Genomic DNA, 11,959 nt, shown 5'->3' with positions numbered 1-11,959 from the left:
CGCTGTAACTCCAAGTATGTATATAGCGTTACCCAAAGTAATTGGTGGTACAGCTAGGCGGCAAGTGAATGAATGCCGATGAGCTTACTCAAGTAAGTGATTCGGCTGAATGAGCACAGCCAACAACGCTGTAACTCCAAGTATGTATATAGCGTTACCCAAAGTAATTGGTGGTACAGCTAGGTGGCAAGTGAATGAATGCCGATGAGCTTACTCAAGTAAGTGATTCGGCTGAATGAGCACAGCCAACAACGCTGTAACTCTAAGTACGAAGGGTAAACAACAACCTCCGCAATATGCGCATATTGCGAAGGTTATCCCTTATTCTGACAGAGAGCCGCTTAAGCGGTCACAGCCCTGTCCTCCATGGCTTGTCGCCAACCTCCTAACCAATGTGATCTAGCGTCTAAAGCTTGATAGGGACAAATTTCCCTCGAACGCCCTGAAATACCTGCTTGATAACCACGTGACAACGCCCTTTCCAGGCGATCTCTTTTCTGTCTCTTCATGCCTCGTTTCCCTCATATTTCTGTCTGGTGGAAAGAAAACAGTGACCACTTTGTGTACAGTCACAATTAAGTGATAGCCTTTAAGAAACAGAAAAGCAATGCGCAAGATTCACGCCAATGTCACATTTGTGAGCTATGCACGCAGAATAGGCTAAGTGATTGATTTGAGGTGAAAGGAATTAACTAATTGATAATTGGTGATAATTCCCTTTCATGGCAACAAGAGCCTTGACCAGTGAAAGGGAATTAGACTGTTTTAGCACAATATATTATTTATCCCCTTGTAAAGCTGAAGGGATAATCACCCCCCGTTATTTAGCGGCTGTACGCTGTAACTGAGCGGCAATCGTCGCTGCTTCTTGCTGCCAGCCCGCGGCTAAAGTACGAATTAAGGCATCATAACCATCTTCACTCTGTTTAAGCTCTAAATCGAATGGCTGCTTAATCAGTTGCCCCTGATGTTTCAGTATCCACACACCACGAATGATGGCACGGCCGTCATAGCGGCCATGGAACCCAGTCACGGTGACATTGAGAACATCCTGATCACTGTCCAGTGGCTGGGAAGAAACCAGCCAGCCCGGTAACGCATGACTAAGGTTGGTCACCAACGTTTGTTGTAGTTGTTGATCTAACGGGCTAGCCCATAAGTTGTTGGTTGCAATCACGTATTGCACATCGTTAGTTTGGTAGACCACTCCAGCAGCAGCCAGATAATCAGCTACACCAACATGTTCAATCCACAATTGCCTTGAGGCGATGCTACTACTGGCAGTCGCCGGCGCACTGAGCGCCGGTAACTGATAATAGGTTTTATTGGGTCCGCTGCTGCAAGCACTGAGTAAAAATGCCGCGATAACTGCCATCCATTTCATCATTTTTTGGCCTTCTTAGGCTGAGGGTCCTGACTTCCTGCCGCTTCAAATACCAGCGCGTTACTCTTCTCATTCAACGTCCGCAATATCGGCTGTAACTCGCGCAAGACCTGATCTAACCGTTGCATATCACCGACCATTTTATTGTAGGCGGGTGAACCAGGTTGGAAGCCTTTCATACTGCGATTCAGCTCGTTCAAGGTTTTTTGCAGATCTTGTGGCAGATCTTTCATTGCTGGACTGGCGGTAATGGCCGTCAGAGACTCCAGCGTTTTCTGAGTTTCACGCATCGTCTTCTGGCTTTCAACCAGCGTTTTCGTGACCTCATTCACCATCGGATCTAATGGTAGATTGTTAATTTTATCCAGCGTCTGCATCACTTTCTGTTGAATTTGCGCCAATCCACCACTGACCGTTGGCAGCAATGGATAACCCGCCACTTCCAACGGCCCTTTCCATGGTTTGGCATCTGGATAGAAATCCAGATCGATAAACAGAGCACCGGTTAACAAGTTGCCCGATTTTAGTGACGCACGTAGCCCGCGCTCTTTAGCCGTTTTCAGTACCTGCTCAAAGTTCGCATCTGGACCCAAGTCATTACGGAAGCGGCCGGGTTCAATACGAATGAGGACCGGAATACGGAAATCATTATCCACGCGCTGTCTCATGCCTTCCGTGAAGAACGGAACATCACCGACAGTACCAACACGAATACCACGGAACTCGACCGGTGCACCTGACTGCAAACCACGAACAGAGTCGGAGAAGAACAGCAGGAAATCTTCATGTTCGGTATACAGCGAGTTTTGAATACTGCTGCGGTTATCAAACAATTTGAATTCTGGCTTATCCGTTGTAATCGGGTTACCCAATTCAACACCATCCGGCACGTCAAAACTGACGCCACCACTGAATAACGTTGCCAGCGATGCCATTTCGACTCGCATGCCTTGCGAAGAGAGATCAACAGCAACGCCACTGTCTTTCCAGAAACGAACGTTAGTCGTGACCAAACTGTCATATGGTGCGCCAATGAATAGCTGATAACGCATCAGGCGGGATTTCGCATCGAAGGTACTGGTTTCAACTGAACCGACGCGATAACCACGGAACAACACCGGATCGCCAGCACTTAACTGCCCTGCTTGCTCACTATCAAGAGTGATACGTAGCCCTTTGGCATCAGGTGAGGCCAACGGCGGGGAGTCAAGCAATGTAAACTCGTTTAATGCCTTACCTTTGCTACCCGGCTGTAGCTCAATGTAAGCACCAGAAAGCAACGTCCCCAGGCCTGAAACCCCTTCACGACCGATCTGCGGTTTCACAACCCAGAACACTGTGTCGCTGTGCAATAGCGTTTCCATGCCTGAGTTCAAGCGCGCCTGCACGATAACGTGGTTAAGGTCTGGGCTCAGCGTCACCTGCTCGACAATACCGACATCCACACTGCGGCTCTTTATTTTTGTTTTACCGGCTTCAATACCTTCAGCATTCAGCGTGGTCATGACCACCTGAGGCCCTTGATGGCTAAAATGATAAAACAGTATCCATGCACCAATCAGCGCGGTGACAATTGGGATGATCCACACTGGGGACCACCGCTTAATTTTTTCAATTTCCGCCACATTCTGGCTGGGATTATTTTCCGTCACCTTGCGGCTCCTTTTGGGTTGTTTCACTTATCCGATCCCAGGTTAAGCGCGGATCGAATGTTAATGCAGCAAACATAGTCAGGATCACTACCATTGCGAACAGTAGCGCCCCAATCGCCGGGTAAATACTCATCAATTGCCCGATACGGACCAATGACGAGAGCACCGCAATAACAAAGACGTCAATCATTGACCAACGGCCAACAAACTCGACGATTTCATAAATAAAATGCATCCGTTCAGTATCACTCTTGCCCTTGCCTTTCGCATCCCAGCAAAGCCAACCGATCGCCAACATTTTTAACGATGGCACCATGATACTGGCAATAAAAATCACCATCGCCACAGGGTAGGAGCCTTCACTCCACAAGAAAATCACCCCAGCCATAATGGTGGAATTCATCTGATTCCCCAAGCTTTCAGTAATCATGATGGGGAGTAGATTGGCTGGGATATAGAGCATGATAGAGGTGACAAGTAATGCCATGGTCCACTGCAAACTATTGCGGCGACGGACATAACCATAGGTATGGCAACGTGGGCATTGCACCTGAGATTGCGGCAAAATTGCCGTACAGCAGGAACACGAACGTAAACCTTGGCGTAACCCCGTCCGGCCCGAAATTAATGGATGCGGTAACGCAGGTGCGGGGGCAATATCCTGCCACATCCAATGGCGGTCGACACATTGGAATGCGCGCACTTGCAATACGCAGAAAATACAATAAGGGATAAAACTGCTACCGATGCCGATTTCACCGTAGGCCATCAGTTTGACAAAACTCACCAGTACACCGGCGAGGAAAATCTCAACCATGCACCAGGTTTTGCATTGGAATAATACTTTTGCTAACAATGCCTTCCAACGAGTCGGCATTCGTACTCGCAGGCAAAGCAAGATGATAGCGACCATACAGAAAGCAGGTATCAACTGAACCAGCACCATAAATAACGTGGCCATACTGGCATAGTTATCCGCCACCATCACTTTAGGGATTTGGATCAGGGTAATTTCGCTGGTGATCCCCGCGACGCGCATTTTGACGAAGGGGAACATGTTCGCCAGCAACAGCATAAATAATGCACTTAACGCGTAACCGACTGGGCGTTTACGTGGTTCGTCCCACCGCGCAGTCAGTGTCGTCTTACAGCGCGGACATACCGCTTTGGTGCCATAAGGCAGGGAGGGTAAATCCACTGACATATCGCATTGCCGGCACAAGATCACATTCCCTGTCTGACCGGGTTGCTCGCCGTGCTCAGGCTGAATAGTAGAACACAATATCTCATTCCTTACGGCTATATATGCCCCTCATCACTGAAGGGCATAGCTGAACACTGTTCTATCGAGAAACCTAATATAACAATAGACACAATATCATTATAGAGTGGTCTATTACGTTATCTGATAGCGCAGTGATTAAACGTTTCTAACCGTTTTTCTGAGCTTCCAGCTCTTCCCAACGGCCAAACGCAACTTCTAACGCCTGTTCTGTATCGGCTAGTGCTTTCAAGACCTGTTGGGTCTCTTCATGCGGACGGGAGAAGAAATCTGAGTGGCTGACCTGAGCCTGTAACTCGCTGATATCATTTTCCAATTTTTCTAGCTGTTGCGGTAACTGATCTAACTCGCGCTGCAAGTTATAGCTCAATTTACCTGGCTTTTTAGCCGCTGGCGCATTGCTTTTTACCGCAGCGGTCGCTTTAGGCTCTTCAACTTTAGCCACCACCTGACGGATAGGTTTTGCTTCTGCGCGCTGCTGGTGAGCATCGTAATAGCCCCCCACGAAGCTATTGATTTGGCCATTACCTTCAAAAATCCAGCACTCAGTGACCGAGTTATCAACGAATTGACGGTCATGGCTAACCAGCAAGACGGTGCCCTGATAGCTATCGACCATCTCTTCCAACAGTTCCAGTGTTTCCACATCCAGATCGTTGGTCGGTTCATCGAGGATCAGCAAGTTGCTTGGCTTTAGGAATAACTTTGCCAATAACAGGCGATTACGTTCACCACCTGACAGCGCTTTAACTGGTGTCATGGCACGTTTTGGGTGGAACAGGAAGTCTTGCAGATAACCCAATACATGGCGTGAACGACCATTCACCATCACTTCTTGCTTACCTTCAGCCAAGTTATCCATTACCGTGCGTTCTGGATCAAGCTCAGCACGATGCTGGTCAAAATAAGCTACTTCCAGTTTTGTCCCACAATGCACTTTGCCACTGTCTGCTTTAAGCTGACCGAGCATCAGTTTGAGCAACGTGGTTTTACCGCAACCGTTAGGGCCAACCAGTGCAATTTTATCGCCACGCTGAACCTGTGCGGTGAAATCCTTCACCAGCACTTTGCCATCAATCTGATAATTGACGTTTTCCAGATCGAAGACGATTTTGCCCGAGCGCACGGTCTCTTCCACTTGCATCTTGGCCGTACCCATCACTTCACGGCGCTGTGAACGCTCCATCCGCAATGCTTTTAAGGCACGAACACGGCCCTCATTACGGGTGCGCCGCGCTTTAATACCTTGGCGAATCCAGACTTCTTCTTGCGCCAATTTACGGTCGAACTCCGCGTTTTGCAGTTCTTCAACCCGTAACGCTTCTTCTTTGCTAGCAAGATACAACTCGTAGTTACCTGGCCATGACACCAATTTACCGCGATCAAGATCGACGATACGCGTCGCCATCGCACGGATAAAGGAACGGTCATGGGAGATAAACACGATGCTACCTTGGAATTCTTTCAGGAAGCCTTCCAGCCAGTTAATGGTTTCAATATCTAAGTGGTTCGTCGGTTCATCCAACAGCAGCACTCTTGGTGAGCTTACCAACGCACGACCTAATGCCGCTTTACGTAACCAACCACCCGACAGTGATGACAATTCGGCATCTGCCGATAGCCCTAACTGCAGCAATACCTCTTGAATGCGGCTATCTAACTGCCACAGACCTTGGTGGTCAAGGATTTCCTGTAGCGCAGCTAAACGATTCAGATTCTTCTCGCTTGGATCAAGTTCTACATCATGCAGCGTGGCATGATAAGCCTTCAAATGTTCAGCTTGTTCCTGCACACCTTCAGCCACAAAATCAAACACGGTTCCGGCCACATTGCGCGGTGGATCTTGTTGCAGACGTGCAACAATCAGATCCTGCTCATAAATGATACGCCCATCATCCAGCGGAACTTCTTTATTTAGGATTTTTAGTAATGTGGATTTACCCGCGCCATTACGACCCACCAGACAAACACGCTCGTTTGCCTCAATATGCAATTCAGTATTATCTAATAAAGGGGCATCGCTGAAGGACAGCCAAGCACCGGACATGCTAATTAACGACATAGTTTTTACTTTTCCTCGCGGCGGTGAGTCACCAGCCAGCAGTTGTGAATTTGACGATTACGGGCAAAATCTTCAGATTGCGTTTGAGCGGTAATTTCTTTCGCTTCCAACCCCAACGCGGCTATCCCGGCCAAATCCATCTGGAAACCACGCTTATTGTTCGAGAACATAATGGTCCCCTGACGGCGCAGTAACCGTTTCAATTCTTTCATCAGCACTAAATGATCGCGCTGAACATCAAAGGTGGTCTCCATTCGCTTGGAGTTAGAGAACGTCGGTGGATCAATAAAGATCACATCGAATTGCTCATCGGTATTGCTGAGCCAAGAGAGGCAATCGGCTTGAATCAAACGATGCTGTTGGCCGGTTAAGCCATTCACCCGTAAATTCTTCTCGGCCCACTCTAAATAAGTGCGCGACATATCCACCGTGGTGGTGCTACGTGCGCCGCCCAATCCTGCATGCACACTTGCCGTGCCGGTGTAGGCGAATAGATTCAGGAAATCTTTACCCTGACTCATTTTGCCTAGCATCTGACGCGCGATGCGATGATCAAGGAACAGACCAGTATCAAGGTAATCGGTCAGGTTAACCCATAGCTTGGCGTTATACTCACTCACCAGCAGGAATTCACCTTTTTGTGCCAACTTCTCGTATTGGTTTTTACCCTTTTGCCGTTCACGGGTTTTTAGCACCAGTTGATTTGAAGGTAAATTCAACACCGCGAGCGTGGCATTGATGACATCAAACAGGCGCTGACGAGCTTTTTGTGCATCAATCGTTTTAGGTGGCGCATATTCTTGCACCACAACTTTGCTACCATAACGGTCGACGGCCACGTTGTAATCGGGTAAATCGGCGTCATACAACCGGTAACATTCGATACCTTGCTGTTTAGCCCACTTATCCAATTTTTTCACGTTCTTACGCAGGCGGTTGGCATAATCCTCTGCTACTTGTACGCCATTGGCCCCTTGTGGATTCGCGGTTAACTGATAGTTTTTCTGTACGCAGTCTAACGGGCCATTTTTAGCTTTAAACTCGCGATCTGCACGTAATTGCAAACAGCTCAGCAGTTCTGGCGAAGCGCTGAACAGCGATAAGCGCCAACCACCAAATGACGTTTTCATGATGCGACCCAGCATATTATGCAGTGCGATCAATGCTGGCTCACTGTCCAAACGTTCGCCGTATGGCGGGTTACTGATAACGGTACCCACAGGCCCTTCAGGCAATGGATTCACCAGCTTACTGACATCATTGGCATTGAAGCTGATCAGCTCTGAGACGCCAGCGCGGCGGGCGTTAGCACGAGCCATCTCAATCACTCGACGATCAATGTCTGAACCAAAGAAGCGTGAGGTCGTCTCCTGCAAGCCAGTGCGAGCACGGACTTGCGCTTCGGTAGTCAATTCACGCCAGAGATCTTCGTTAAACGCACTCCAAGCCGTGAAGCCCCAATGTGAACGATGCAGACCTGGCGCACGATCAGAAGCCATCATGGCCGCTTCAATCAGCAAGGTGCCTGAACCACACATCGGATCAACCATCGGTGTGCCCAACTGCCAACCAGAACGTTGAATGATTGCCGCGGCCAAGTTTTCTTTCAACGGAGCCTGACCGGTTAAATCACGGTAGCCACGCTGATGCAGACCTTCGCCACTGAGATCGAGTGCCACACTGGCCATATCACGTTGCAAGAAAACATTGACGCGAATATCCGGCTGTTGCTTCGCCACCGTTGGACGCTGCTCTAACTTACGGGTGAAGCTATCCACAATGGCATCTTTGACTTTTAACGCACCGTACTGGCTATTGCGTATCTCTTCATTCACGCCGCTAAAGTGCACAGCAAAGGTTTTATCCACACCAAAGATTGACGGCCAGTCAATCGCCTGTACGCCGAGATACAGGTCCAAGTCGCTGTAGACTTTGAATTCGTTGAGTGGCAACAGGATGCGCGAAGCCAACCGGCTCCACAGCAAGCTTTGGTACATGAGTCGATCGTCGCCCTGAAAATGTACCCCACCCTGTACTACTTTACAGTCGAGGGCTCCCAGCGCTTCGAGTTCGCTTTTTAACAGTTCTTCCAGTCCACGCGCCGTGCTGGCAAACAGAGAGTTCATATCGCACTATCACCAAAAAGAAAATTGTTGCGCATTATAGCTAATCCCAGCGGCTTGTCATAAAGTTGCTCCTTCTTAATTTTATACTCGCACGGAGGCTATGGTGATTACCCTCTCCCGACTCTACGTTCATCCGGTAAAATCCATGCGCGGCTTGCAGCTTTCTCATGCACAAGTCAGCAGCAGCGGACTGGCCTTTGACCGTGTATTTATGATTACTGAGCCTGATGGCACTTTTATGACGGCGCGCCAGAACCCCAAAATGGTGATGTTCACACCAGCCCTGATGTCAGACGGCTTATATCTCACTGCTCCTGATGGCGAGAGTGCCAGTATCCGCTTTAATGATTTCTTAGCCAATGCTGAACCCACCGAAGTTTGGGGGAATCATTTTACTGCGCTGATTGCACCACCCGCTATCAATAGCTGGCTAAGTGGATATTTTCAACGCGAAGTCCAATTGCGCTGGCTTGGCCCAGAATTAACTCGCCGAGTAAAACCCCTGCCAGAGATCCCACTTTCTTTTGCTGATGGCTTCCCTTATCTGTTGATCAATGAAGCCTCATTTAAAGTATTACAGCAACGCTGCCCTAGTAGCATCAAACTTGAACAATTTCGTCCGAATCTTGTGGTGACGGGTGCAGATGCTTTTGCTGAGGACAGTTGGAAAGTTATCCGTGTCGGCGATATTACCTTTGATTTAGTGAAACCCTGTAGCCGTTGTGTATTAACGACAGTGAGCGTTGAGCGTGGACGCAAGCATCCAAGCGGTGAACCATTACGGACATTGCAGACATTCCGAACGGCTGAGAATGGCGATATTGATTTTGGCCAGAATATGGTGGCTAGAAACAGCGGTATTATTCGCGTCGGCGATGAAGTCGAAATTCTATCAACCAAACCACCACGTCCTTATAGTGAAGGCATTGTCGTAGAGAGCCTCGCAGCGCCAGAAGATAAATCAAAAGTCGTCTCCATTGAATACAATGGCATTCGATTTAATGGCAATAATCAGCAAGTATTATTGGAGCAGTTAGAACAGCAAAATATTCGCATTCCCTATTCATGTCGTGCAGGGATATGTGGCTGTTGCCGCATTACATTAGTCGATGGCGATGTCGCACCGTTAAAACAAAGTGCTATTGGCAATGATGGGACGATTCTTTGTTGTAGCTGCATCCCCAAAGGGAACATAACCCTTAGCGGTAAATAAGAATATTCTGTTGAAGTGACTTAAGTCAGCAATGCGGATCAATATTTGTTGCTAACATTGCAATAGTTTCAAATAAGAAAGGGATTAAACCGCTCTATCCAGATCAAAGGCTGGGGCGGTATAAACCTCTTCAATGACTAACGGCAATAAGCGGTCATTCATGATCTTTATTGCATCACCCAGCATTAGCTGCCGCCCTGCTAACGTCACCTGAGATTGGGCTAATAAACATAAGCTGGCGCTGTCACCCGACTCAACGACTAACAAACGTACATCCTCTCCACTGTCTAATACTTTTACTGCGGCTAACTCAGCATTTTGCGGCGTAAGCGATTTTGGCTGCTGAGCAAAATACCAACTTTTAGGCATTAGCGGTTTTAAGAAACGGAATGCAACCAGCGCGTTTAATACTAATTCCGAACGCTGCTCATGGCTGAGTTTTATTTGGCGGCATTGATCTTCAAATTCAAAATAAAGTGCAGCATCGTCAACACAAAATGCAGATTCGTCAAAGGCGTCAGGCGTTAGCATTTTAGACGGGAAACGCGAGCGAAATATCATACCATTAGCTAAATCCAACATCAGTCGGTCGTGTTCGGTATCAAAATACCAACGCCATTTATCGTCTGGTTTAATCCGCATGTTTTTTCCTTCCCGCCGTGCTGCCAACTTCATTGACTCAATATCTGAGTATTCACCCATCAAGAGGGATTAAATTCATATAAGGCTTTCGCTGTAGATTTAATCTATCGGAGTAAAATATAGACGAGCCGGAGGAATAAATAAACCCCCCGGCAAGTAATGAGCTTAAATAATTAGATATGAGTAACGATATTCTTAATCAAACCAGGTCCACGGAAGATGAATCCAGAATAAATTTGAATCAAAGAAGCACCGGCTGCCATTTTTTCTCGGGCAGCGGTAACTGAATCAATTCCACCAACACCAATAATTGGCAAACGCCCTTGCAGCTCGTGCGATAAACGGCGAATCACTTCAGTGCTGCGTAATTGTAATGGTCGGCCACTTAATCCACCCGCTTGTTCGCAATAATTTAATCCTTGAATTAGAGAACGGTCGAGTGTTGTATTAGTGGCAATAACACCATCTATATTATGGCGAACTAAACTGTCGGCTATTTGGATCAATTCATCCTCAGTAAGATCCGGCGCGATCTTTACGGCAACCGGAACGTACTTATGATGTCTCTGTTGTAATTCAGTTTGCTTATTTTTAATTGCCGCTAACAAATCATCTAATGCTTCACCATACTGTAAAGATCGCAACCCCGGTGTATTAGGTGAAGAAATATTAATCGCAATATATCCAGCGTATGGATATATTTTATCCATACAAATCAAGTAATCGTCTTTACCTTGTTCAACTGGCGTATCTTTATTCTTGCCAATATTAATTCCTAAAATGCCGCCAAAATGGGATTTCTTAACGTTCTCAATTAAGTTATCAACACCGTGATTATTAAACCCCATCCGATTGATCAAACCTTCAGCTTCAACGATCCTAAATAACCTTGGTTTGTCATTACCGGACTGTGGCCGTGGTGTCACCGTGCCAACTTCGATAAAGCCAAAGCCCATCGCACCGAGGGCATCAATGCACTCGCCATCTTTATCCAGACCGGCAGCTAAACCAACTGGGTTTTTGAATGATAAGCCCATGCAACTGACCGGTTTAGTGGGTACTGACTGGCGTACTAAAAACTCAAGTGGAGTACCAGTAACACGTTTTAACTGGCGAAACGTGAACTCATGAGCACGTTCTGGATCAAGCTGAAAGAGTGCTTTTTTGACGAGAGGATAGTACATGTGATCTCCTGAGCGACCGGTGACAAACCGTTAGCGGGTATTAATTCTGCCGTTCTACAGCCAGTGACGTTCAATTTATGTGGCGACACATATTCACGGTGGTTAGCTGACCGGCTGCCAACATGTGGATAGATGCGGGAATGGTAAATTCATCTTTCAGGAAAGTAAACGTTTGCTAAGTAAAGCCGCGCAAAGAATATCAAGTCTCACTTGCTTGATAACAAAGTGTTAATTATTTGCAAGTAAGAAGAGACAAAGACACAAAGAGGGCATTTCTACCCTCTCAGATAACTGATAAGACACCTAGCACGAAGAGGACAAGCAGATCGTAAAGACGCCGTAAAATCATCCCTGATGGCTCGAGCCGCGCCATCCTTGGCGCGGACGCTTTACTCTTCTGCCTGTCCTCACCGT

The 11,959-nt window shown here is 47.5% G+C and carries 9 protein-coding genes; 1 reads left to right on the top strand and 8 read right to left on the bottom strand.

Going from position 1 to position 11,959, the window contains the following annotated elements; genetic code table 11:
* Positions 1–341 precede the first annotated feature (341 nt).
* From rmf to rlmKL, 6 genes are all read right to left on the bottom strand, one after another.
* Positions 342–509: a ribosome modulation factor gene (gene rmf / locus BN68_RS23125; RefSeq protein WP_005170911.1), complete on the bottom strand. Its 168-nt coding sequence runs from the start codon at positions 507–509 to the stop codon at positions 342–344.
* A 311-nt stretch (positions 510–820) separates the two neighbouring features.
* On the bottom strand, positions 821–1,387 hold the full coding sequence (pqiC, locus tag BN68_RS02310) for a membrane integrity-associated transporter subunit PqiC (protein ID WP_019209534.1): 567 nt from the start codon (positions 1,385–1,387) through the stop codon (positions 821–823).
* Positions 1,384–3,036 carry an intermembrane transport protein PqiB gene (pqiB, locus tag BN68_RS02305; protein ID WP_019209533.1) on the bottom strand — a complete coding sequence of 551 codons (1,653 nt, stop codon included), beginning with the start codon at positions 3,034–3,036 and terminating at the stop codon, positions 1,384–1,386. Before pqiB ends, pqiC begins: the two co-directional genes overlap by 4 nt.
* Positions 3,023–4,318, bottom strand: coding sequence for a membrane integrity-associated transporter subunit PqiA (pqiA, locus tag BN68_RS02300; RefSeq protein ID WP_071822381.1), 1,296 nt, complete (start codon positions 4,316–4,318; stop codon positions 3,023–3,025). The genes pqiB and pqiA overlap by 14 nt, the downstream gene beginning before the upstream one ends.
* Before the next feature lie 148 nt (positions 4,319–4,466).
* Positions 4,467–6,380: an ABC transporter ATP-binding protein gene (locus BN68_RS02295; protein ID WP_019209531.1), complete on the bottom strand. Its 1,914-nt coding sequence runs from the start codon at positions 6,378–6,380 to the stop codon at positions 4,467–4,469.
* A 5-nt stretch (positions 6,381–6,385) separates the two neighbouring features.
* Positions 6,386–8,506, bottom strand: a complete 2,121-nt coding sequence (rlmKL, locus tag BN68_RS02290) for a bifunctional 23S rRNA (guanine(2069)-N(7))-methyltransferase RlmK/23S rRNA (guanine(2445)-N(2))-methyltransferase RlmL (protein ID WP_019209530.1) — start codon at positions 8,504–8,506, stop codon at positions 6,386–6,388.
* A 100-nt stretch (positions 8,507–8,606) separates the two neighbouring features.
* On the opposite strand from rlmKL, the gene BN68_RS02285 reads away from it, so the two are divergent.
* Positions 8,607–9,719, top strand: coding sequence for a YcbX family protein (locus tag BN68_RS02285; RefSeq protein ID WP_019209529.1), 1,113 nt, complete (start codon positions 8,607–8,609; stop codon positions 9,717–9,719).
* An 84-nt stretch (positions 9,720–9,803) separates the two neighbouring features.
* Here BN68_RS02285 and BN68_RS02280 read toward each other — a convergent pair whose 3' ends face one another.
* Together BN68_RS02280 and pyrD are read right to left on the bottom strand one after the other, a co-directional pair.
* The gene (locus BN68_RS02280) at positions 9,804–10,361 is read right to left on the bottom strand and encodes a cell division protein ZapC (RefSeq protein WP_019209528.1); all 558 of its coding nucleotides are present in this window, start codon (positions 10,359–10,361) and stop codon (positions 9,804–9,806) included.
* Between the two features lie 173 nt (positions 10,362–10,534).
* On the bottom strand, positions 10,535–11,545 hold the full coding sequence (gene pyrD, locus BN68_RS02275) for a quinone-dependent dihydroorotate dehydrogenase (protein ID WP_019209527.1): 1,011 nt from the start codon (positions 11,543–11,545) through the stop codon (positions 10,535–10,537).
* Positions 11,546–11,959: the final 414 nt, after the last annotated feature.

This window comes from Yersinia massiliensis CCUG 53443 (assembly GCF_000312485.1).
Lineage (GTDB): Bacteria > Pseudomonadota > Gammaproteobacteria > Enterobacterales > Enterobacteriaceae > Yersinia > Yersinia massiliensis.
The sequence above is the reverse complement of the archived record's forward strand: the minus strand, read 5'-3'. Positions and strand labels throughout refer to the sequence as shown.